General features: G+C 68.2%; 23 protein-coding genes. 10 read left to right on the forward strand and 13 right to left on the reverse strand.

Features of this window, described 5'->3' with window-relative positions; all coding sequences use genetic code 11:
• The first annotated feature begins 3 nt into the window (after nt 1-3).
• The gene (locus DDV73_RS20085; RefSeq protein ID WP_154402826.1) at nt 4-885 is read left to right on the forward strand and encodes an alpha/beta hydrolase fold domain-containing protein; all 882 of its coding nucleotides are present in this window, start codon (nt 4-6) and stop codon (nt 883-885) included.
• Nucleotides 886-1,237: 352 nt separating this feature from the next.
• Entirely contained in the window at nt 1,238-2,371 is a 1,134-nt protein-coding gene (locus tag DDV73_RS20090; protein WP_109509049.1) for an HNH endonuclease signature motif containing protein, read from the forward strand.
• Between the two features lie 155 nt (nt 2,372-2,526).
• Here the strand turns inward: DDV73_RS20090 and DDV73_RS28045 are convergent, their stop codons facing one another.
• From DDV73_RS28045 to DDV73_RS20100, 3 genes are all read right to left on the reverse strand, one after another.
• Complete coding sequence (locus tag DDV73_RS28045) at nt 2,527-2,922, reverse strand: hypothetical protein (protein WP_154402827.1); 396 nt, start codon at nt 2,920-2,922, stop codon at nt 2,527-2,529.
• Between the two features lie 81 nt (nt 2,923-3,003).
• Nucleotides 3,004-3,213, reverse strand: a complete 210-nt coding sequence (locus tag DDV73_RS20095; RefSeq protein WP_109509050.1) for a KTSC domain-containing protein — start codon at nt 3,211-3,213, stop codon at nt 3,004-3,006.
• A 3-nt stretch (nt 3,214-3,216) separates the two neighbouring features.
• The gene (locus DDV73_RS20100) at nt 3,217-3,729 is read right to left on the reverse strand and encodes a pyridoxamine 5'-phosphate oxidase family protein (RefSeq protein ID WP_109509051.1); all 513 of its coding nucleotides are present in this window, start codon (nt 3,727-3,729) and stop codon (nt 3,217-3,219) included.
• A gap of 45 nt (nt 3,730-3,774) precedes the next feature.
• Between DDV73_RS20100 and DDV73_RS20105 the strand changes: the two genes are divergently transcribed.
• Together DDV73_RS20105 and DDV73_RS20110 are read left to right on the forward strand one after the other, a co-directional pair.
• Complete coding sequence (locus DDV73_RS20105; protein ID WP_109509052.1) at nt 3,775-5,160, forward strand: sigma 54-interacting transcriptional regulator; 1,386 nt, start codon at nt 3,775-3,777, stop codon at nt 5,158-5,160.
• The gene (locus DDV73_RS20110; protein WP_109509053.1) at nt 5,160-7,193 is read left to right on the forward strand and encodes a vWA domain-containing protein; all 2,034 of its coding nucleotides are present in this window, start codon (nt 5,160-5,162) and stop codon (nt 7,191-7,193) included. Before DDV73_RS20105 ends, DDV73_RS20110 begins: the two co-directional genes overlap by 1 nt.
• A gap of 10 nt (nt 7,194-7,203) precedes the next feature.
• Here DDV73_RS20110 and DDV73_RS20115 read toward each other — a convergent pair whose 3' ends face one another.
• The gene (locus DDV73_RS20115; RefSeq protein ID WP_109509054.1) at nt 7,204-7,566 is read right to left on the reverse strand and encodes a YciI family protein; all 363 of its coding nucleotides are present in this window, start codon (nt 7,564-7,566) and stop codon (nt 7,204-7,206) included.
• A gap of 78 nt (nt 7,567-7,644) precedes the next feature.
• Complete coding sequence (locus tag DDV73_RS20120; RefSeq protein WP_109509055.1) at nt 7,645-8,211, reverse strand: dihydrofolate reductase family protein; 567 nt, start codon at nt 8,209-8,211, stop codon at nt 7,645-7,647.
• A gap of 136 nt (nt 8,212-8,347) precedes the next feature.
• Between DDV73_RS20120 and DDV73_RS20125 the strand changes: the two genes are divergently transcribed.
• On the forward strand, nt 8,348-9,109 hold the full coding sequence (locus tag DDV73_RS20125) for an SAM-dependent methyltransferase (RefSeq protein WP_161962468.1): 762 nt from the start codon (nt 8,348-8,350) through the stop codon (nt 9,107-9,109).
• A gap of 3 nt (nt 9,110-9,112) precedes the next feature.
• Here DDV73_RS20125 and DDV73_RS20130 read toward each other — a convergent pair whose 3' ends face one another.
• The gene (locus tag DDV73_RS20130; RefSeq protein ID WP_109509057.1) at nt 9,113-9,997 is read right to left on the reverse strand and encodes a catalase; all 885 of its coding nucleotides are present in this window, start codon (nt 9,995-9,997) and stop codon (nt 9,113-9,115) included.
• Between the two features lie 21 nt (nt 9,998-10,018).
• A complete protein-coding gene (locus DDV73_RS28280; protein ID WP_161962469.1) occupies nt 10,019-10,387 on the reverse strand; it encodes a thiol-disulfide oxidoreductase DCC family protein in 369 nt (122 codons plus the stop codon).
• A gap of 55 nt (nt 10,388-10,442) precedes the next feature.
• Here DDV73_RS28280 and DDV73_RS28285 point away from each other — a divergent pair, with 55 nt between their 5' ends.
• Entirely contained in the window at nt 10,443-11,288 is an 846-nt protein-coding gene (locus tag DDV73_RS28285) for a hypothetical protein (protein WP_161962470.1), read from the forward strand.
• Nucleotides 11,243-11,680: a hypothetical protein gene (locus DDV73_RS20140; protein WP_161962471.1), complete on the forward strand. Its 438-nt coding sequence runs from the start codon at nt 11,243-11,245 to the stop codon at nt 11,678-11,680. The genes DDV73_RS28285 and DDV73_RS20140 overlap by 46 nt, the downstream gene beginning before the upstream one ends.
• A gap of 281 nt (nt 11,681-11,961) precedes the next feature.
• Here DDV73_RS20140 and DDV73_RS20145 read toward each other — a convergent pair whose 3' ends face one another.
• From DDV73_RS20145 to DDV73_RS20175, 6 genes are all read right to left on the reverse strand, one after another.
• Nucleotides 11,962-14,838, reverse strand: coding sequence for a hypothetical protein (locus DDV73_RS20145; protein ID WP_109509060.1), 2,877 nt, complete (start codon nt 14,836-14,838; stop codon nt 11,962-11,964).
• Entirely contained in the window at nt 14,835-15,572 is a 738-nt protein-coding gene (locus tag DDV73_RS20150; RefSeq protein ID WP_154402828.1) for a hypothetical protein, read from the reverse strand. Before DDV73_RS20150 ends, DDV73_RS20145 begins: the two co-directional genes overlap by 4 nt.
• Nucleotides 15,573-15,730: 158 nt before the next feature.
• Nucleotides 15,731-16,336: a peptide-methionine (S)-S-oxide reductase MsrA gene (gene msrA / locus DDV73_RS20155; RefSeq protein ID WP_240617390.1), complete on the reverse strand. Its 606-nt coding sequence runs from the start codon at nt 16,334-16,336 to the stop codon at nt 15,731-15,733.
• A gap of 206 nt (nt 16,337-16,542) precedes the next feature.
• Complete coding sequence (locus DDV73_RS20165) at nt 16,543-17,682, reverse strand: M23 family metallopeptidase (protein WP_206050982.1); 1,140 nt, start codon at nt 17,680-17,682, stop codon at nt 16,543-16,545.
• A complete protein-coding gene (locus tag DDV73_RS20170) occupies nt 17,676-18,860 on the reverse strand; it encodes a M23 family metallopeptidase (protein ID WP_206050983.1) in 1,185 nt (394 codons plus the stop codon). Before DDV73_RS20170 ends, DDV73_RS20165 begins: the two co-directional genes overlap by 7 nt.
• A gap of 119 nt (nt 18,861-18,979) precedes the next feature.
• A complete protein-coding gene (locus tag DDV73_RS20175; protein WP_109509063.1) occupies nt 18,980-19,162 on the reverse strand; it encodes a hypothetical protein in 183 nt (60 codons plus the stop codon).
• Between the two features lie 112 nt (nt 19,163-19,274).
• Between DDV73_RS20175 and DDV73_RS20180 the strand changes: the two genes are divergently transcribed.
• Genes DDV73_RS20180 through DDV73_RS20190 form a run of 3 tightly spaced genes read left to right on the forward strand, consistent with a single transcriptional unit; the run spans nt 19,275 to nt 21,040 of the window.
• Nucleotides 19,275-19,481, forward strand: a complete 207-nt coding sequence (locus DDV73_RS20180; RefSeq protein ID WP_109509064.1) for a ribbon-helix-helix domain-containing protein — start codon at nt 19,275-19,277, stop codon at nt 19,479-19,481.
• Nucleotides 19,478-19,855, forward strand: a complete 378-nt coding sequence (locus DDV73_RS20185) for a type II toxin-antitoxin system death-on-curing family toxin (RefSeq protein WP_109509065.1) — start codon at nt 19,478-19,480, stop codon at nt 19,853-19,855. Before DDV73_RS20180 ends, DDV73_RS20185 begins: the two co-directional genes overlap by 4 nt.
• A 24-nt stretch (nt 19,856-19,879) precedes the next feature.
• On the forward strand, nt 19,880-21,040 hold the full coding sequence (locus DDV73_RS20190) for a cystathionine gamma-synthase (RefSeq protein WP_109509066.1): 1,161 nt from the start codon (nt 19,880-19,882) through the stop codon (nt 21,038-21,040).
• Nucleotides 21,041-21,086: the final 46 nt, after the last annotated feature.

Raw genomic sequence — 21,086 nt, forward strand, 5'->3', positions numbered from 1 at the left:
CCGGTGCCAAGCCCGCAACACCAGCTCGCCGCCACGTTGATCCCGCGCATGTTCCCCACGCGCGAGATAACCGACCTGGCGAAGTTCCGCGACGCGCTGCGGCGCCGCAACCTCACCCGGCAGACCACGCCTCCGCGCGGACTGGCCCGCCGCTGGCAGATCGAGCGCCGCGACATCGGGTTCCCGGTGTACGTGCTGACCCGGCGTGGCTCGAAGCCGAGTCGGACTCTCCTCCACCTGCACGGCGGCTCCTTCGCCGCACCGGCCTTCCGGACCCAGTGGACCTACGCCACCGGCCTGGCCCGCGCCATCGACGCCCGGCTGATGTTCCCGGCGTACCCGCTGGCCCCCGAGTACACCTGGCGCGACTCCCACGAGCCGCTGGTCAAGCTCGCCGACGAAGCGGCGGAGGAGATGCCGCTGGTCATGTCCGGCGAGTCCGCGGGCGGTGGGCTGACGCTGGCGATCGCGGAGACGCTGCGCGACCGCGGCGGGCCGCAGCCGACGCACCTGGTGCTGATCTCGCCGTGGGCGGATCTCACCAAGACCGCGCCGGGGATGGCGGAGTACGCCGCGCGCGACCCGTGGCTCTCCTACGAGAACCACGACTACTACGCCGACTTCTGGGCCGGCTCGCGTGCCGACATCGACCGGCCCGAGGTGTCACCGGCGCTCGGCAAGCTGGACGGCCTGCCGCCGGCGCTGATGTTCTGCGGCACCCGCGACATGCTCTTCCCGTCCTGCGAGCAACTGGCCGAGCGCGGGCGCGAGTCCGGCTGGGACGTGGAGTTCGTGGTGGGCGAGGACCTGCTCCACGTCTACCCGATCCTGCCGATCCCGGAGGCCCGCGAGGCGCTGAAGCGCACCGTGGCCTTCCTCGCCTAAGCGGCTCGTCCAGAAACCGTCGCTGGCGGTCGTATGCGGGTTGCTTTGGCCTGGGGTTTCGGGCCCGAATTGCGTGGCTACTGTTCGCTTTGGTTGCGGTACTTGGTTGCGGTCCGCTGCCGGCTTACGGCTGTTTGTGGTCAACGGTCTGTGGTTGCGGTTTCTTCAAACAATTCTGCTGCATTCCTTGATCTCTCGTTCGAACATATGTACGGTGGGTCTATTCAATCCATCGGTGCGCTTCGGGGGAGGTGCCGGAAACATTCTCGTCAATGCGCCACATCCGGTACTTGCGTGCGCCGCGAATATTCTTGGCGAACTCGCGCAGCTCTCCGATGTCGAGCCTGGTTATATGCGGACCTCGGAGAAGGCCGACGCACTGCTCAAGCTTGTGAAGATAGAGACCCTGCTGACCGCGCTGCGGATGCAGATCATGGCCACCGCCGACGAGGTCGCCGAGGAGACCGGCGCTCGGGATGTGGCCGCCTGGCTGGCCCACCAGACCCGGTCCAACTCGAAGTCGTGCCGCGCCGACCTCCACCTCGCCACTGCGCTCGAGGCCCGCTGGACCCGGCTCGGCTCGGCAGTTGCTGCTGGTGGGGTGAACCTGGCCCAAGCGCGAGTGATCGCCCGGGCGCTGGACGAACTGCCGACCGACCTCGACCCCGACCTGCTGGTCAAGGCCGAAGAGCACCTGATCGAGGCAGCCGCCCACCACTACCCCGACGAACTGCGGATCCTGGGCCGGCGGATCCTGGACGTCATCGCCCCCGAGGTCGGCGAGGCCGAGGAAGCCAAACAGCTACAGCGCGAGGAAGAACGAGCCTGGAAGACCACCAGCCTCACGCTGACCAGGCGCGGAGATGGCACCACTCGGCTGACCGGGGTGCTGCCCGACGCGACCGCAACCAGGCTGGTGACCTACTTGGATGCCTACACCTCACCTCGGCAACAGGCCGCCACCACCGCCATGCCGCAGTACCGGGCCCGCGGTCAGGCGTTCTGTGCACTGCTGGAACACCTCGACCCCGCCAAGCTGCCCGACCACGGCGGCGACGCCACCACGGTGATGGTGGTCATCGACCGCGACTCGTTGACCCGGGACCTCGCGGCCGCGGGGCTGGTCGGTACCGACGACAAGATCACCGCCGCCGAGGCCCGCCGCCTGGCGTGCACCGCCCAGATCATCCCCGTCGTGCTCGGCGGGAAGTCCGAGATCCTCGACTTCGGCCGCACCCGCCGACTCTTCTCCCGCGCCCAGCACAAAGCAATGCGGTTACGAGACAATCGGTGTCGCGGCGAGAATTGCACGGTGCCGGCAACTTGGTGTGAGGCCCATCATTGGGAACCGTGGTCAAAAGGCGGAAAGACCGACTTAGACGACGGCGTGCTCCTGTGCAGTCACCACCACCACAAAGCACACGACCCGCGATATTCGGTAGAGCGAATACCCAACGGCAATATCCGATTCCACCGCAGAACATAAGCCGGCCGTAACCACAGAACGACGACCACAGCGGCGCGCAAGAAGGGCGCCGACATTGAGTAGTACCGTAACCAAACGCCGACGGCGACCACGTAATTCGATAACTCTCGTGCGAAGACAGCCCAGCCAGAATGCCACCACAGTCTGTGCGCGGCTCAGCTGACCCGGACGTACCTCACGTCGAAGTCCACCGCCCAGGTCTCGCCGTCGGCCGACATCTCCCACGCGCCGGTGACGGTGTCGCCGTCCTCGCTGATGGTGGCGGTGAACCGCTGGTTGAAGCCGGGCGCCGTCCGCCACTGCTTCCACACGCCGTCGCCGATGCTCGCGTTGTAGACGCGCGCGACGCCGCGGCCGTCGGCGTACAGGACGGTGAACTCCTCGCTGGTGTCGTCGTACCCGGTGACGGCGTGGGGAACGGCAGGAGCCCCTCCCAGTCGGCGGGTACGGCGGTCTCCGGGCCGATGTCGGAGCGCTGGACCAGGTAGGCCCCGCCCTCCAGCCAGGCGATCTCCGTGCGCACCGGCCCGGCCTCGTCGCCTCTGGCCCACATGTCCCACTCGCCCACGAGGACGTCCCACTGCTGCAGGGCGGGGTGCGGGGTCGGCTGTCGCATGGGCTTCTCCTCTGGGTCAGACCTGCTCGGTCGGGTAGCGGTCCCGGATCTCGGCTCCGAAGTACCGGCCGGGACTGTCGGTGGACAGCAGTTCGCGGTAGACGCGCTGCGGGACCAGGAAGTAGTGGTAGACGTCGCCGCTGGTGAACTGGAGCTCGAGAGTCTGCCGGTCGGCGTCGTACCCGACCGAGCGGAGTACCGACGAGACCAGGAGCGTGCGTCGCATCGGCTAGCCCGCCGGGTCCATGGGTACGACGCGCCGGTGGTCCAGGCCCTTGCCGTACTTCGGGTCACGGCCCGGGATGTGCAGGGCGTGCTCGGTGGCGTGCGCCCGGTAGAGCCGCACGTCGGCGGCCGAGTCGAGTTCCTCGGGCGCGTATGCCCGGAACGGAGGCTTGATCCCTTGGAAGGCCTGGTCGCAGACGTGGGCGAGCTCGGCGTCCGGCACCTGCTCGGCGGTCGCCTTCACGTAGACCGCGCCGGTGTTGGGCGGCACGGCCATCGAGTCGAAGATCACGAACGAGATCGCCGGCCGCGCGCCAACGTTGTGGGTGTGCTGCGCTTCCGGGGAGGAGATCCAGTAGAAGGTGCGGTAGTCGTGGTGGGCGAACCAGACGGGCGAGACGCGCGGGCTGCCGTCGTCCTCGGAGGTGCCGAGGACGAGATAGTGGTTGGCGTCCACGATCCGGCGGGCGCGCTCCTGCAGCTCTTCGGTCTCGCTCTGCGGGGTGTCTTCGGCCATGGACGATCACGTTATCGCCTTGACGAGCGGGGTTAGCGTGAAGGAGTGAATCCCCCCGCCATCGCTACTCTCGGTGAGCTGCGCGCGTCCGGCCACCAGCACAAGCCGCTCCGCCAGGAGCTCCGAGACAACCTCCTCGCCGCGCTCAAGGAGGGCCGCGACCCGTGGTCCGGCCTGCATGGCTTCGGCGACACCGTCATCCCGCAGCTCGAGCGGGCGCTGATCGCCGGGCACGACGTCGTACTCCTCGGCGAGCGCGGCCAGGGCAAGACCCGTGTCCTGCGCACGCTGGTCGGCCTGCTCGACGAGTGGACCCCGGTGATCTCCGGCTCCGAGCTCGGCGAGCACCCCTACGAGCCGGTCACGGTCGGGTCGCAGAACGCGGTCGCCGAGTACGGCGACGACCTGCGGATCTCCTGGCGGCACCGCGACGAGCGGTACGCCGAGAAGCTGGCCACCCCGGACACCTCCGTCGCCGACCTGATCGGCGACGTGGACCCGATGAAGGTCGCCGAGGGCCGCCACCTCGGTGACCCGGAGACGATCCACTTCGGCCTGATCCCTCGCTCTCACAGGGGAATCGTCGCGATCAACGAGCTGCCCGACCTGGCGGAGCGGATCCAGGTCGCGATGCTCAACGTGATGGAGGAGCGCGACATCCAGGTCCGCGGCTACGTGCTGCGGCTGCCGCTCGACGTACTCGTCGTGGCCAGCGCCAACCCCGAGGACTACACCAACCGCGGCCGGATCATCACCCCGCTGAAGGACCGGTTCGGCGCCGAGATCCGCACCCACTACCCGGTCGAGCTCGACGACGAGGTCGCGGTGATCCGGCAGGAGGCGCACCTGACGGCGAGCGTGCCGGACTACCTGGTCGAGATCCTGGCCCGGTTCACCCGCGGCCTGCGCGAGTCCAACAGCGTCGACCAGCGGTCCGGCGTGAGCGCCCGGTTCGCGATCGCCGGCGCGGAGACGATCGCGGCCGCCGCGCTGCACCGGGCGACGATCCAGGGCGAGCCCGAGGCCGTCGCCCGGGTGGTCGACCTGGAGACCGCGGTCGACGTCCTCGGCGGCAAGGTCGAGTTCGAGACCGGCGAGGAGGGCCGCGAGCGGGAGATCCTCGACCACCTGCTGCGCAGCGCCACCGCCGAGACCGTCCGCTCGCACCTGAGGGGCATCGACTTCGTGCTGCTGGTCGACGCCATCGAGGCTGGCGCGCTGGTCACCACGGGCGAGCAGGTCACCGCCCGCGACTTCCTCGCCGGGCTGCCGGTGCTCGGCGAGACCGAGCTGTACGACGACGTCTGCGAGCGCCTCAGCGCCACCAACGACGGCGAGCGAGCCAGCGCGATCGAGCTCGCGCTCGAAGGTCTCTACCTCGCCCGCCGGGTCTCGAAGGAGACCGGCGCCGGGGAGACGGTCTACGGCTGATGTACCCCAGGCGGCGCAGCACCCGATACGGGCGGTACGACGGCGGCCCGGACCCGCTCGCGCCTCCGGTCGACCTGGCGGAGGCGCTGGACGCGATCGGCGAGGACGTGATGGCCGGGTACTCGCCGGAGCGGGCGATGCGCGAGTTCCTGCGCCGGGGCGGACGGGACCAGCGGGGGCTGGACGACCTGGCCCGGCGGGTCGCCGAGCGTCGCCGCGAGCTGCTCTCGCGAAACAACCTCGACGGCACCCTGCAGGAGGTGCGCGAGCTGCTGGACCGCGCCGTACTCGAGGAGCGCAAGCAGCTGGCCCGCGACGTCACGATGGACGACGGCGACCGCGCGTTCCGCGAGCTGCAGCTGGAGAACCTGCCCCCGAACATCGCCGCTGCGGTCAGCGAGCTGTCGTCGTACGACTGGCAGAGCAGTGAGGCGCGGGAGGCCTACGAGCAGATCAAGGACCTGCTCGGCCGGGAGCTGCTGGACCAGCGGTTCGCCGGCATGAAGCAGGCGCTCGAGGGCGCTACCGACGAGGACCGCGCGGCGATCAACGAGATGCTGACCGACCTCAACGAGCTGCTGGAGGCCCACGGCAGCGGCGAGGACACCACGCAGCAGTTCGCCGACTTCATGGCCAAGCACGGCGAGTTCTTCCCGGAGAACCCTCGATCCGTCGAGGAGCTCCTCGACGCGCTCGCGGCCCGTGCTGCCGCCGCCCAGCGGATGCTCAACTCGATGACGCCGGAGCAACGGGCCGAGCTGATGGCGCTGTCGGAGCAGGCGTTCGGGTCGCCTGAGCTGATGCGGTCGCTGGCCCAGCTCGACGCCAACCTGCAGGCGCTGCGGCCCGGCGAGGACTGGGGCGGCTCGGAGCGGTTCGACGGCGAGCAGGGACTGGGCCTCGGCGACGGCACCGGCGTACTCCAGGACCTCGCCGACCTCGACGACCTGGCCGAGCAGCTCTCCCAGGAGTACGGCGGCGCCCGGATGGACGACGTGGACCTCGACAAGCTGGCCCGCCAGCTCGGCGACGAAGCCGCCGTCGACGCCCGGACCTTGAAGGAGCTGGAGCAGGCGCTGCGCGACAGCGGCTACCTGCGCCGCGGCTCCGACGGCCAGCTGAAGCTGTCACCCAAGGCGATGCGCCAGCTCGGCCGGGCGCTGCTGCGCGACGTGGCCACCAAGATGTCGGGCCGCCAGGGCCAGCGCGACCTGCGCCAGGCCGGCGCCGCGGGGGAGCGAAGCGGCGCCACCCGCGAGTGGGAGTACGGCGACACCGAGCCGTGGGACGTCACCCGCACCGTCACCAACGCCGTCCTCCGCACCGTCGAGGAGGGCAACGACCCGCGTGCCGGCGTACGCCTCGACATCCGTGACGTCGAGGTCACCGAGACAGAGGCGCGGACGCAGGCCGCGGTGGCGCTGCTGGTCGACACCTCGTTCTCCATGGCGATGGACGGCCGGTGGGTGCCGATGAAGCGCACCGCGCTGGCGCTGCACCAGCTGATCCGAAGCCGGTTCCGCGGCGACCACCTGGAGCTGATCGGCTTCGGCCGGCACGCCCGGACGATGGAGATCGAGGAGCTCACCGCGCTGGACGCCATGTGGGACAAGGGCACCAACCTGCACCACGCGCTGCTGCTCGCCAACCGGCACTTCCGCAAGCACCCGCATGCCCAGCCGGTGCTGCTGATCGTCACCGACGGTGAGCCGACCTCGCACCTGGAGCGCAGCGGTGAGGTCTACTTCGACTACCCGCCGCACCCGCTGACCATCGCCTATAGCGTCCGCGAGCTCGACAACGCGGCCCGGCTCGGCGCCCAGACGACGTTCTTCCGGCTCGGCGAGGACCCCGGCCTGGCGCGCTTCATCGAGTCGATGGCGCGCCGCGTCGACGGCCGCGTCGTGGCGCCCGAGCTGGACGACCTCGGCGCGGCCGTCGTCGGCAGCTACCTCGGCTCGCGCGGACCCTCCGCGTCGTTCCGCGACCAGTTCGGCGACTGGTACGGCGGCCGCGGTTTCTGGGTCGGCTGACCGGACCGCCTTACCCGCGAGACTGCGGCACCGGCCCGAACCGGCGCACCTCCTGTGGCCAACCGCACGCCTCCGCGACCTTGCCCGCCCACATCCGGGCGGCCTCTTCGTCGGCCACGTCCACGATGGTCAGCCCGCCCAGGAACTCCTTGGTCTCGGCGAACGGCCCGTCGGTGAACAGCAGCGTGCCGCTCGTCGCGTCGGCGAAGAAGGCAGTCTCGACGTCCTCCTCCAGGCCCCCGGCGAACACATAGACGCCAGCGGCCTTCATCTCGTCCACGACTGCCATCGCGAGCGGCGCGCGGCTGCGGAACCACTCCTCGGTGTGGTCACCGACCCACTGCTGGTTGAAGTAGATGAGGTACTTCGCCATGTTCGCTCCTCTGTTCGGGCCGACCGGATGTCCGCCTTCATCTAGGCGACGAACGACGTCCGGCGGATACGACACCCGTCAGGCGCCCGGGAACTCGTTGCTCGGCGGGTTCGGGTCCTTCGCGTAGGTCAGGTTGAGCACGCCGTTGTCGAAGGTCTCGCTCGAGATCAGCTTGAGCGGGACGGTCTGGCCCTCCTCGAACAGACGCTGGCCCTTGCCGACCGCGACCGGGTGTACCAGCAGCCGGAGCTCGTCGAGTAGGTCGTTCTCGAGCAGCCAGCGCACGGTGGTGGCGCTGCCGGACATGCTGAGGTCGCCCTCGTTCTGCTCCTTGACCTCCCGGATCTTGTCCGGGTCGCCCGGGACGACCGTGCTGTTGCTCCACTCGGGGTCGGTCAGCGAGGAGGAGACGACCCACTTCGGCATGTTGTTCATGACCGGGCCGAGGTTCTCGTCCTCCGAGGTCGGCCAGTACGACGACCACTCGTCGTACAGCTTGCGGCCCATCAGCATCCCGGTCGTCGTCGCGAAGCCCTTGCCGACGGCCTCCCCCATCTGCTCGTTGAAGTAGCCGAAGTGCCACTGGTCCGGCGCCTCGACGACGCCGTCGAGTGAGATGAAGAAGTTGGCGACGAGCTTGCCCATGGGCGGTCCTCCTGAGAGAAGTGAGATGTCACCACATCCGACCAGGATGGACGCCGAAAGTCATCTGGAATTCTCGGCGGTGGCCCGAGATAAATCGCTGGCGCGCTCGGCCCGTCGCCCGCCAAGGTTGGCGCCGATGCCTGAACTCACCCCGTTCCACCTCGACCTGACCTTCATGACCCCGCTCTCCGCCACCCGTGCCGACCGGCTGGTGTCGGCGATGGCCGACGACCTCACCGGAACGGTGGCAGACGTCGGCTGTGGCTGGGCCGAGCTGTTGCTCCGGGTGCTCGCCGCCGCCCCGGACGCGCGCGGAATCGGGATCGACCTCGACGCCGAGGCGATCGAGCACGGCCGCACGCTGGCTGCCGCGCGCGGGCTGGCCGACCGAGCGATGCTGGTCGCCGGTGACGTCCGCGACGAGCTGCCGGAGCGCGCGGAGGCCGCGATCTGCATCGGTGCCAGCCAGATCTGGGGCCCACCGGTCGAGGAGGCGCAGCCGCTGGCCTACGCCGCGGCGCTCGGCGCGCTGCGCTCGCTGGTGCCGGTCGGTGGGCAGGTGCTGTACGGCGACGGGATCTGGTCCGCGGCCCCGACGGCCGCAGCCGCTGCGCCGCTGGCAGGCCGGCTCGACGAGTTCGTCACGCTGCCGGAGCTGGTCGAGCTCGCGGTCGCCGCCGGCTTCCAGCCGATGCAGGTGCACGAGGCGACGGTGGACGAATGGGACGAGTTCGAGTCGGGCTTCACCGCCGCCTACACCCGTTGGCTGGCGACCCACTCGGCCGACCACTCGGACGCCACCGAGGTTCGGGAACGTGCGGCCCGCCAGCGCGCGGCGTACTTCTCCGGCTACCGGGGTGTGCTCGGGATGGCCTACCTGGTCCTGGTCGCGGTCTGACCGTCACTCGAGCCGCCGGGCGACCGACTCCGAGTACGCCGACGCGCGGTACCGCAGGATCGGGTCGTCGGACAGCTCGATGCCGTCCACGACGCGGGTCGGGTCGAACACCACGACCTCGCCGTCGGTCTCGCGGTCCGGGTCGGGAGCGGTGACCTCGATGACGCCGGCGTCGAGGGCCCGTTCCCCCCGCCACACCGACATCGGGTCGTGTGGGTCGTCCTTCTCGGTCGCGATCGTGACCGCCAGCCGGAACCGCACCGGCCGCTCGGCGAGCCGGGCCTCGATCTCGTCGAAGAGGCGGTTGCGGCCGTCGGCCTTGGCCGCCGGCCGGTCCGCCTTTGCGGCCAGCGGCTCCATCACGTAGCGAACCCAGCGCGAGGTGCCGTCCGGGGCCAGCCAGCGGTAGGCGTGGATCGGGTAGTAGGTGGCCTCGGCGAACGAGTACGGCGGCACCACCGCGCGCGCCCTGGCGTTGGCCAGCAGCGGGCCGGTTGCCTGCCGGTGTCGGATCAGGAACCTTGGCAGCAGGTGGGGCTTGGCGTGCTCGACCAGATCGAGGAACTCCTCGGCGGTGCGCACCGGGAACCTCGGCGAGGTCTGGCCCAGCAGGTCGGTCGCGGTACCGTCGGGCAGCCGGAACGACACCGCCATCCCGCGTACGTCGGGTGCCCGGTCGGGCGTGCGGGGGTGGCCGCTGCCGTTGGACCAGCGCACCCAGACCGGCACCGCTGCCTGCAGATGACCGGCGCGGCAGAGCTCGGCCGCCTCGGCCGACGGGGTGAAGGTGCCGGCGTAGAACCGGCCCTTGGCATGCAGCGCACGGTGCCCCGGGTGGCGGCCGAAGACGGCGTTGATCCGGTCGATGGCGTCGGCAGGAGTGACCATGTCTATGTCTACCGCCTCTGCCTACCGCTCCGGCAGGCCGCAAGTCCCGTCCGAGCCGGGCAGCTTGTGGCGGTTGCGGGCGACCAGCGCGTAGAGCCGTCGGGAGATCGGCCGCAGCGGCCTGGCCGCGAGCACGGTGCCGGCGGCGGCGTACGGCTGGCCGCACTCCTTCATCCCGGCCGCGATCGCCTCGTGGCCGCCGACCTTGGTGCCGTCGTCGTCGAGCCACCAGGCCTTCTCGTCCAGCTGTGCCTGGGTGAGCCCAACCGCCTCCTGGTTGAGTGTGTACGACGCCGCCACCGCGTTTCCGTCTCGCATGTGCCGCTCGGCCCACTTCGCCGAGCGCGTGCAGAAGCCGCAGTCCGCGTCGTACACCAGAATGCCGGTCATGGCCCTATCCTCCGCTGGCCGGAACCGGCAGCCAAGCGGTGCCGTCCCACTCGGCATGCGATTCCTGTCACTGGTGCTGCTTATGGGCTGCAGCGTGGTCGCCCTCGCCGCGCCACCGGCGATCGCCTCGTGCATCGGTCCGAGCATTGCAGTCAGCGACGGCGACGTCCGTCGCGGCGAGATCCTCCGGGTCGTGGGCGAGGGCTGGGGCGACAACTGCCATGACACCGGCGTCCCGCCGGACGCGCACGGCGCACTCGGCGACCCGCTCGACGACATCGAGGTCGCCTTCGTCCAGGACGGCAAGGAGACCATCGTCGCGCGCGGCTCGGCCGATGACGACTACCGGTTCGAGGCGCTGGTCACAGTCCCGGCCAGCCTGCGTCCCGGCATCGCACGGCTGTTGGCTCGAAGCGGTGACCACGGCGACTACGAGCGCCCCACCGTGATCGTGACCAAGGCCAAGCCGATCGCTCCCCAAGGGCCGGCGGTCCGGAACCTCGACGAGGACCGGGACGACGAGCCGAGCGCCGCGGCACCCGACGGCTCCGACGACTCCGATGGCTCAGCCGCTCGCGGCTGGCTGATCGGCGGCGTACTCGCCGTGCTGACGGCCCGCGGTCGTCCTGCTGATCCTCCGCCGCCGTCCGGAACCGGCCGCCTAGCGGTGCCGTCCGAGTGGGTATGCGACTCCTCTCACTCGTGCTGCTGGTCAGCTGCAGCGTTGTCGCCCTCGCCGCGCCACCAGCGAGTGCGGATTGCTCGGGGCCGAGCCTCACCGTCGCCGACCGCGACGTCGGCCGCGGCGAGAAGCTTCGAATCGTCGGTGAGGGCTGGGGCGACAACTGTTACGACATGGGCGTTCCCGAGGACGCGCACGGCTCCCTGGGCGACCCGTTGACCGGCATCGAGATCGTCTTCGTCCAGGGCGGCAAGGAGGTCGTCGTAGCCCGCGGATCGGCGGACGGCGACTACCGGTTCGAGGCGCTGGTCACCATCCCGAGCAGTCTCCAACCCGGGATCGCCCGGCTGGACGACCGCAGTGGAGAGCACGGCAGCTTCGCACGCCCGACTGTGAGCATCAGCACCGCGCAGCCCATCGCCGCGGAGGGTCCCGAGGTCCGAAGCTTCGGGCAGCAGACGACGTCCGCGTCACGCGGCACCGAACCCGCCAAGGCCGACGCCGACGATGCGGACAGTTCAGGCGCCAGCGGCCGGCTGATCGGCGGCGTACTCGCCGGCCTGGTCGCCGCGGTCGCGTTTCTGTTCCTCTTCCGACGCCGCCAGGAGTAGCCGCCGGCTGGTTCAGGACGCCGCGGGACCTTGAGGCCGGTGGCGCTGTGGCAGCGGTAGCCGTTGGGTTCTTGCCGGGGCTCATCTACTGCTGTCTGTTTCTACAGACGCACGTAGTAGCAGGTTCCGGCCGACTCTGCCACCTACGGCCAGAACCAGGGGCGACGTCCGACCACGACCGCACACCTCAACTGCTGCCGCGCAACCGCTCCACCCGGCATCATCTTCGTGACCGAAGCGGCGTAGCGCCTATGGCTCTGTGCGGGCGTGGAGGTCGCGGCCTACGTGTCGCGCTGCTGATCGACGAGTTCTTTGATTTGAAGGTGTCCACCACGTCCCAGGAAGTCCATCACGCGTTCCGCAGCCTCGACCGCTTGCGAGTCGCCGCTATCCAATGCGGCAGCGATGATCACGGGCGCGTGTTCGACAAGGTCGTATCGAGTCATTGGTTCGTCGCGGCCCGCGAGTAAGCGTTCAAGAATGAAAATCACCTGGGCCGGCGAGAATGATGCCGCGGACTCGAGGCGTTCACCGATCAGGCCGCGTGAGTCGAATGCAGGACTTTCGACTGCCTGAGCGAGACGAGGTAGCCACCACTCCGGCTCGAACTGTTCGCTCCGTGCCCACCAGAAGAACTCGCTGAGTTCGTCCAGTTCGGCGTGGCCGGTTCGCACGAGTTCGGCGCGCCAGTCCCAAAGGTCCTTGGCCCGTTCAGTCACATCGGCAGGTGGGGGGTCTTCCGAGTGCCCGAACAGCCATCCCAAGTGCCCGAGGACGCGAGCAATCGTCGACGGTGAGGCTTGGTCGAAATAGTTCGCAACGAGCTCGTCCTCACGTTGCATCGCATCCCACATCAGGAGCGTCACGAGGTGATCGCCGAGCAATTCAACGGCGGTTCGGTCGTTACGCCATCCCAGCGTGATCTCTTCGCCGCCTGCAGAGCGTGTGAGCAGGCGGTGCGCCGCAGGCGTCATTACCTCGATCAGCACCTTGCTGGGCCTGTAGGTCGAGAGGGCGACCGTAAAGACAACGTCGCCGAAGGTGTCGGGCGAGAGAAGGGCGGGCTCTTGTGCTTCGACCCATGGGCGATCCATCCAGACCAAACGGCCGAAGCCTTCTCCGAACGCAGCCGCCTCGGCGAGACTCGCATCCCGCGTCGGTTCGAGCCTGCTCGCTGCCAATTCCAGCACGCGATCGATCACATGGTCGAGTGGGCTCCCGTCTCTGCGCGAGCCCACTTGGTCACGCGCTTTTGACCCAATGCGTAGAACTGATCGCATAGCGGCGGGTCGCGTTGTGTTCAACGACAGGGTGAGCGGATCCATGTTCGAGCCGCCATATCGTGCCTCATGCTCAGGAGTAGGATCGCTATGACTCACAAGGGGAGCCAGCACTTCAACCGCTTCGCCGTACTCCGTGGCTTGGAGCGCGTAGGCACCCGATGCCGCGGTGCCGGTTTCCAGCAATGAAGCGACGCTGCGTTGTGCATATCGCCATACGGAATTCTCATCCTCCTCCCGCGTGACTTCGTTGCCGTCGTCATCCTTGGACGTCACCAGCGCGCCTAGCCAGAGAACCGCATGCCAGTCGATCACTCTTTCCTCTTGCACGGACTCCCGGAGTCCCGCCAAGAGAGCGCTCAGGTAGGTCGGGCCCATGTCCACGAAGCGCTGCACACGGTCGAGGAACGATCCTGGCGTCTCCTTGACCGCAGCCTGAAACGAGCGCGCAAGCCCCTCCTTCGACGGCCCCCACGGCTCTGCCGACTCCGGCTCCCATGTCAGCAGCTTGTCAATCACTTCGTCCGGGCTTAGGCCCCTGATCTCCTCAGCGGACAGCGGGCTGGATGGACCCCACCACGAGGCCGACCAACTTGGGAAGTTGGCATGGTCGAGCGTGCCGTGCTTGGCTTCCAATTCGGCAAGGTGATCGAGGCACCGGCGCGGCAGCGACTCGCGCCGGATTCCGCTCAGGAGTTGGAGTTGCCAATACTCTCGAACACGATCCAGCGCCTCTTCGAACGACTCGCCTTCCTCCTGACGACGGGTTGCCCGATCTCTGAGCATTTCGTCTGACGGCAGAGTTTCGAGAACGAGAGTCTGCCAACGGGCGATCGTGACTTCGTTCAATACCGGGAGTGCCGCGCTGGCCAACTCGGCGTACTCGTGTCGGAACCATATGTCGAGGAGTTCGACATCAAGGAGTCGAGACTCCGCGACCTCTCGAGCGGCCGTGTCAGACCCAACTCGGGTCGCGATCGCGTGCAACGCGATTCGAGTCAGCAACGGCTGCCGTGTTCTCCCCAGCGTCTGTAGGACCTCGGTAAGGGGTCGACCTTCGCTTGCCTGCTTCGTGCTCAGGTCGCGAACCGTGTCAACCAGAACGTCGCCGTAGTCCTCGTATCCGTGATTCTGCGAGTGGGGAGCGACAGACGGGCGCCAGATGTGCGTTAGGTCGTAACCATTGGGACCGACGAACTGATCAGAGGCAACGAGGTATGCGTCTAGCCATGACGTCACCGTCTCCAACGCCAAGGGTCCTTGGACCGAGGACAAAATTTCGATTGCCCTCGGCATCAACTCTCCGTAGAAATAGGGCTCCAAGCCCGTGACAACGTTTCTACTTCGACCCAGTCCGGATCCGTCGGTCCCTACGGGACGCGGGCGGAATGCAGCGTTCGCCAGCGCTATCGTCGGCTCTTCCATGTCTGCCTCGGCGAAGTGCGCCATTAGATCGGCGATCTCGGGGGCGTAGTTCAGCGCCCCGCTCGCTACGTACTGTGCGACGGAATCCGCCAGGCGTACTGCATGATCAGGCGGCAGTTCGATTGCCGCTCGCATTATCGTTCCCTGGACGATGCGGTTAACGCTGTGTGAGGCAGCCAACAGTGCGTCCGTCACGTCGCTGGGTGCCTTGGACGCCATGCGCACCAGGTAGTCACCATCGGGCCAGGGCTGCCAGAACTCCCGCCCTTCACTATCGATACGCGCCTCGGGCGGCGTAGCAAAGATGCCGCGGCGCGAGAGAGCTGCAACCCAACGAGGGTTCTCCAGTCGCTCGAAGAACACGCGGCGATGCTGTAGCCCGCCGATCCGGGCCAGAACATCGGTAATCAGTTGCTCGCTCGGGTCCTGCCACTGATTGACGTCCTCGGTCATTGCTCACCTGCCTCGGTTCGCTGGTTCGCGGCGCTGATGACGTCCATCAAGTCCTCTACCGATTCAAAGAACCGTCCGATCCTGGCTTCCAGGGTCGCTTCGATGATGGGAAGGGCCTTGTCAATGCGTGCGACGGCCTTGTCGAGATCGATCTCCCGACCGCGTCCCGGGTGGCGCACGATCTCGAACGCACGAACGCTCTTCACGAAGATCTTCACGGTTGCATCTGGTCGCGATTCTTGACGACCCAAGACCAAGGCGCTCCGACGACGCTGATTGTTGTCAGACGCCGTCCTGCTCGCGGCCGCGACCCTGCGGGCGGCCTCTGCCAAGACAACCGGTACCGACATCAATGGCTCTGGCCCGTCTGGTGCACCGTCGATTGGGATCGAGGCGTGGAGCGGGCCGAGATGGGCTTGCTTGTCCTCCCAGATCGACGCAAGGTCCCGTGTCGGCGCTGTCATGTCGACGTAGGCAGGGATCTCCCCGGCATCGCCCAGGACGTCCGGGAGCCCGTTCGCTAGGTCACGGATGCAATGCCCGGCGACGACGATCGCGCCGGGCGTGAGCGGGCGTTCGTTCAGCGCGTCGATCCCGCGACGGTACAAGTCGGCAAAGAGTTCACTCTGGTGTCCGAGGGCGTGGAACAGTCGCCAACGACGTTCGTTCCACAGGTTGCCCACGGCAACCGAGGCGGACCGTGGGCTCTCAGGAATGGCGGGCGGCTCCGTCACGGCGACCTACCTGTCTGCTGTTCAACCGTACCGACACGCTGCGTGCCGAATGTCGCGCCCGAGCGGTCCAGTGCGGCCCGGTGATCGGCGCCGGTCGCGGTCGGGGGAGTCAGCACGCTCCCAGGCTAGTCGGGGTCATTCGTGGTACGGCCGCCGCGTCAATCCCGGGGAACCTTGAGGCCGGTGGCGCTGTGGCAGCGGTAGCCGTTGGGGTTCTTGCCGGGGCTCAGGTACTGCTGGTGGTAGCGCTCGGCGTACCAGTACGTCGGGGCGGGCGCGATCTCGGTGGTGATCGCGCCGTAGCCGGCGGCGGTGAGCACGGGCTGGTAGGTGTCTGTCAGCTCGCGGGCCACCTTCTCCTGCTCGGGCGAGAAGTAGTAGATCGCGGAGCGGTACTGGCTGCCGATGTCGTTGCCCTGGCGCATGCCCTGGGTCGGGTCGTGGACCTCGTAGAACGCGCGCACCAGCTCGGCGTACGACACCACCGACGGGTCGAAGACGATCCGGACGGCTTCGGTGTGGCCGGTGCGGCCGGAGCAGACCTGCTCGTACGTCGGGTTCTCGGCCGCGCCGCCGGCGTACCCGACCGAGGTTGACCAGACGCCCGGGAGCTTCCAGTAGATCTCCTCGGCGCCCCAGAAGCAGCCGAGCCCGAAGACGGCGACCTCGAAGCCGTCAGGGATCTCGTCGGTGACGAGGGGAGCGTCCAGCACGGCGTGCCGATCGTCGGTGGTGGGGATGGACTTGTCGCGGAAGGGGAACACGGCGCCTCCTGGCACTCGGTGGTCGAGCTTGTCGAGACCTCACCAGTGTCCAACAACGGCGGCGCGGATTCAGTTCCTGCTCATGACGGATGTATGACGGCTCACGAACGGCGCCGGCCGCGTGCTGCTGAGGCAGCACGCGGCCGGTTCTGTGCCGGGCGGGGTCTAGCAGTACGGTCGCTGCGCGACCTTGACCTGTTGTGGTGTCAGCAGTTCGGGATCACCGTCCCGCTGTTGTCCTTCGCTTCGTCGTTGCCCCAGCGGGACAGGTAGTACGCCGACACCCATTGGTTGGCGGGTCCGACGTCGGGGTCGGTCTTGAGCCACCAGTGGTTGTAGGTGTTGTTCGCGCCGGTGATGTTGCGTCCCCAGACCTTGCAGAACACGTAGTTGGTGCCCTTGTAGAGAGTTCCGGTCTGGCTGGTGGACGTCGCCGAGGCGTAGACAGGTGCGTTGGCGTAGGTGTCGACCCAGTACTTCGACGCCGCCGGTGGCGCGCAGTCCGGGATCACGTTGCCGCTGTTGTCCTTGGCCTCGTCGTTGCCCCACCGCGACAGGTAGTACGCCGACACCCACTGGTTGGCCGGCCCGACATCCGGGTCGGTCTTGAGCCACCAGTGGTTGTACGACGACCCGTTGCGGATCTCACGGCCCCACGTCTTGCAGTAGACGTAGTTGGTGCCTTGATAGAGCGTGCCGGTCGCGCTGGTCGAGGTCGGTGACCCGTAGACCGATGCGTTCTGGAAGGTGTCGACCCAGTACTTGCCCGGCGTCGGCGGCGGCGTACCGCCTCCGCAGTTGTGGCTGGTGATCAGGGTGGCGTTCGGGTACCACGCCCGGGCCACGGGCGAGCCGTGGAAGACGACCTGCCGGAAGTCGCCGTTGTAGCGCTGGTCGTAGTGCAGGTGCGCGCCCTGTGACGCACCGGTGTTGCCGGCCCGCCCGATCTGCTGGCCGCGGGTGACCGTCTGGCCGACGCTGACCGAGTCGGACTGCAGGTGGAGGTACTGCGTCGTCCAGCCGCCCCCGTGGTCGATCCGGACGAAGTTGCCACCTCCGCCGCTGTCCCACTGCGCCGCGGTGACCGTTCCGGAGGCCGAGGCCAGGATCGGCCTGCCCTCGGTGCCGCCGTCGCGCCAGGTCATGTCGAGCCGGTCGGCGTCGGAGTGGCCGCTGTGGGTGTAGGTCCGCCAGACCTCGCCGCACGGCACGGGTGCCTCGAACGCCGGGATGAAGAGAGCCTTGGCCTCCTTGGCCGGTGCGCCGACGACGATGACGGCTGCTGCGGCGACGACCGCGGCGACGACGGCCAGGCCGACCAGGCTGCTGCTCAGACGCTTCAGCATGACGGGATCACCGCCCCGCTGTTGTCCTTCGCTTCGTCGTTGCCCCAGCGGGACAGGTAGTAGGCCGAGACGTACTGGCCGCCGGGTCCGACGTCGGGGTCGGTCTTGAGCCACCAGTGGTTGTAGGTGTTGTTGGCGCCGGTGATGTTGCGTCCCCAGACCTTGCAGAACACGTAGTTGGTGCCCTTGTAGAGGGTTCCGGTCTGGCTGGTCGAGGTTGCCGAGGCGTAGACGGGTGCGTTGGCGTAGGTGTCGACCCAGCGCTTGGTGGTTGGCGGCGGAGGCGCCGGCGTACTCCCGGCGCAGTCCGGGATCACGTTGCCACTGTTGTCCTTGGCCTCGTCGTTGCCCCAGCGGGACAGGTAGTAGGCCGAGACGTACTGGTTGGCCGGTCCGCTGTCGGGGTCGGTCTTGAGCCACCAGTGGTTGTACGACGTGCCGTTGCGGATCTCGCGGCCCCAGACTTTGCAGTAGACGTAGTTGGTGCCCTGGTTGAGGGTGCCGGTCTGGGCGGTGGAGGTCGGCGAGGCGAACACCGGCGCCGCCTGGAAGGTGTCGACCCAGTACTTGCCGGGTGTCGGGGGCGGCGGGTTCGGCGTACCGCCGCCGCAGTTGGTCGACGTCCTGGTCAGCGGGCGGTCGGGGTGCATCACGATCGTCTCGCCCTGCAGCACGATCGTGGTGATGTGCTGGTTGTCGGCGTTCTGGTCGCTGTTGGGGTTGTAGAGCTGCTCGAAGTGCAGGTGCGGGCGGCCCGGTGAGCCGACGTCGCCCATGGTGCCGATCCGGTCACCCTGTTTGACCCAGGTGCCGCGCGGCACGTGCCACGACATGTGCATGTACGTCGAGAACCAGCCGCCGCCGTGCCGGATCTCGATCCCGCCGGGCGAGAACGTCTCGTGCACGTAGCCGTCGGCCATCGCCACGATCGGCGCGCCGGTCGGCTGGCCGTAGACGTAGGCGTCGATCTTCTTGTCGTCGGGGTTGTGGCCGTAGTAGGTCTTCAGCTCGGCCCGGACGTTGCACTGGAACGGCAGCCGGAAGTCGGGCCGTGGGCCGGCGTTGGCGGGAGCGGTGGGGCCGGTGGTGACCAGCGTGAGTGCCGCGACGACGACCGTGAGTACGGCGGCTGCGGCAGTGCGGACCTTCGGGGTTTGCGTTCGCGTGTTTTGAGTCATCCGAGACTCCTGGTGGGAGGAGGTGTCGACTTAGTTGTGTGTGCCGACCTTTCTCGTCCTACCAGCCGGTAAACCGGGAGTACCTCTACTTGTCCTGATGCTGCCAGCGGCCGAATGGGTCAGCCAAGCAGGAAGGTGACTCCCAGGACGATGACGGTGGTCGTGATCGCGAGGCTGACGGCGACGGCGACCGTGAGCACGAGCAGCGCGAGCCGGCGGCGGCGTACCCGGCGGCGGCCGGAGGCGAGCAGCGCGCGCGGATCGGCCGACCACTCGGGCGGGGCCTCGGGTTGGTCTGTCATCTCGAGGAGGGAACGGCGCCCGGCCCACTTCGGTTGCATCTGTCTGCACAGCCCGACTTATGCACAGTTCGCGACAGCTCGGTTGTGGTACCAAAGTGGTACCGTCAGTGTTATGGCCATGACCCTACGAACTGATGAAGAGATGGAGACCGCGCTCGCCGCGTTGGCCGAGTGGGAAGGTGTGTCCAAGCAAGAGGTGATCCGCCGGGCGCTCCTCGATCGTTACGCTCGAAGCGATCGCCGCGCCCGGCTTGACGCCATCTCCGACGAGATGCTCGAGCGGTGGGGAGATGTGCTCGACCGACTGGGCAAGTCGTGAGTGAAATCGAGTATCTCGACCTCGAAGAACTGCTCCTGCTGACGCGAAAGCTCGGCGCCGGCCCCGTTCGCGACGTCGGCCTGCTCGACTCCTCTGTCGGAAGACCGCGATCCAGCATGTTTGGGCATGACGCCTATCCGACCTTGGAGCTCAAGGCTGCCGCGCTCCTGCACTCGATCTGCAAGAACCACGCGCTGGTCGACGGGAACAAGCGACTCGCCTGGTTCTCGACTGTCGCCTTCCTCGCCCTCAACGGGTACAACGTCGAGCTGGATGACGAGCCGGCCTTCAACCTCGTCATCGGGGTAGCCGAGGGCAAGCTTGAGGTGGAGGACATCGCTGCCGTCCTCGCCGAGGCGATAACGCCGCGCTGACCAGCGAGGACTAAAGTCGGCGGCGTGGACCAAGAGAAGGCAAGCAAGGCCGGATTCGAGACCCGCGCGATTCACGCGGGCTATGAGCCGGACCCGACGACAGGCGCGGTGATCCCGCCGATCTACGCGACCTCGACGTACAAGCAGGACGGCGTCGGCGGGCTGCGCGGCGGCTACGAGTACAGCCGCTCCGCGAACCCGACGCGGACCGCGCTCGAGGGCGCGCTGGCGGCGCTGGAGGAGGGCGAGCGCGGCTTCGCGTTCGCGTCCGGCCTGGCCGCCGAGGACACGCTGATCCGGGCGCTCTGCAAGCCCGGTGACCATGCGGTGATCCCGGACGACGCCTACGGCGGCACCTTCCGGCTGTTCGACAAGGTCGCCCAGGTCTGGGGGCTCGGCCACAGCCCGGCGCCGGTCAGCGACATCGACGCCGTCCGGGCCGCGGTCCGGCCCGGCGAGACCAAGCTGGTCTGGGTGGAGACGCCCACCAACCCGCTGCTCAACATCGGCGACATCGAGGCGCTGGCCGGCGTCGCCCACGAGGCCGGTGCGCTGCTGGTGGTCGACAACACCTTCGCCACGCCGTACCTCCAGCAGCCGCTCAACCTCGGCGCCGACGTCGTGGTGCACTCCACCACCAAGTACGCCGGGGGCCACTCCGACGTGGTCGGCGGCGCGCTGGTTGTGCGCAACCTGGAGGTCGCCGAGAAGGTCACTTTCCACCAGAACGCAATGGGCGCGGTGCCCGGCCCGTTCGACGCCTTCCTCACCCACCGCGGCCTGAAGACGCTCGGGGTCCGGATGGACCGCCACTGCGACAACGCCGAGCGCGTGGTCGACTTCCTGGTCGGCCACCCGAAGGTCGAGCGGGTGATCTACCCCGGCCTCGCCGAGCACCCCGGCCACGAGATAGCAACCAAGCAGATGAAGCGGTACGGCGGCATCGTCAGCTTCCGGGTGAAGGGTGGCGAGCAGGCCGCGCTCGACGTCTGCGCGAGGACCGACGTGTTCACGCTCGGTGAGTCGCTCGGCGGCGTCGAGTCGCTGATCGAGCACCCCGGCAAGATGACCCACGCCTCGGTCGCGGGCACCGACCTCGAGGTACCGGCGGACCTGATCCGGCTCAGTGTCGGCATCGAGACCGCCGACGACCTGGTCGGTGACCTGGAGCGGGCGCTTGGCTAAGCCAGGTTCCGCCGATGGCCGCCTGCTGCGCGCCACCAATCGCGGG

It is taken from the genome of Nocardioides speluncae (assembly GCF_003121585.1).
Classification (GTDB): Bacteria; Actinomycetota; Actinomycetes; order Propionibacteriales; family Nocardioidaceae; genus Nocardioides; species Nocardioides speluncae.

Excerpts from the sequence above, each read along its gene's own strand:
- DDV73_RS20090 (WP_109509049.1), top strand. The coding sequence starts at position 1,238 with ATGCGGACCTCGGAGAAGGCCGACGCACTGCTCAAGCTTGTGAAGATA.
- DDV73_RS20095 (WP_109509050.1), bottom strand. The coding sequence starts at position 3,213 with ATGCGACGCACGCTCCTGGTCTCGTCGGTACTCCGCTCGGTCGGGTAC.
- DDV73_RS20110 (WP_109509053.1), top strand. The coding sequence starts at position 5,160 with ATGTACCCCAGGCGGCGCAGCACCCGATACGGGCGGTACGACGGCGGC.
- DDV73_RS28285 (WP_161962470.1), top strand. The coding sequence starts at position 10,443 with ATGCGATTCCTGTCACTGGTGCTGCTTATGGGCTGCAGCGTGGTCGCC.
- DDV73_RS20125 (WP_161962468.1), top strand. The coding sequence starts at position 8,348 with ATGCCTGAACTCACCCCGTTCCACCTCGACCTGACCTTCATGACCCCG.
- DDV73_RS20130 (WP_109509057.1), bottom strand. The coding sequence starts at position 9,997 with ATGGTCACTCCTGCCGACGCCATCGACCGGATCAACGCCGTCTTCGGC.
- DDV73_RS20100 (WP_109509051.1), bottom strand. The coding sequence starts at position 3,729 with ATGGCCGAAGACACCCCGCAGAGCGAGACCGAAGAGCTGCAGGAGCGC.
- DDV73_RS20115 (WP_109509054.1), bottom strand. The coding sequence starts at position 7,566 with ATGGCGAAGTACCTCATCTACTTCAACCAGCAGTGGGTCGGTGACCAC.
- DDV73_RS20120 (WP_109509055.1), bottom strand. The coding sequence starts at position 8,211 with ATGGGCAAGCTCGTCGCCAACTTCTTCATCTCACTCGACGGCGTCGTC.
- DDV73_RS20165 (WP_206050982.1), bottom strand. The coding sequence starts at position 17,682 with ATGCTGAAGCGTCTGAGCAGCAGCCTGGTCGGCCTGGCCGTCGTCGCC.
- DDV73_RS20140 (WP_161962471.1), top strand. The coding sequence starts at position 11,243 with ATGGGCGTTCCCGAGGACGCGCACGGCTCCCTGGGCGACCCGTTGACC.
- DDV73_RS28280 (WP_161962469.1), bottom strand. The coding sequence starts at position 10,387 with ATGACCGGCATTCTGGTGTACGACGCGGACTGCGGCTTCTGCACGCGC.
- DDV73_RS20180 (WP_109509064.1), top strand. The coding sequence starts at position 19,275 with ATGGCCATGACCCTACGAACTGATGAAGAGATGGAGACCGCGCTCGCC.
- DDV73_RS20175 (WP_109509063.1), bottom strand. The coding sequence starts at position 19,162 with ATGACAGACCAACCCGAGGCCCCGCCCGAGTGGTCGGCCGATCCGCGC.
- DDV73_RS20145 (WP_109509060.1), bottom strand. The coding sequence starts at position 14,838 with ATGACCGAGGACGTCAATCAGTGGCAGGACCCGAGCGAGCAACTGATT.
- DDV73_RS20170 (WP_206050983.1), bottom strand. The coding sequence starts at position 18,860 with ATGACTCAAAACACGCGAACGCAAACCCCGAAGGTCCGCACTGCCGCA.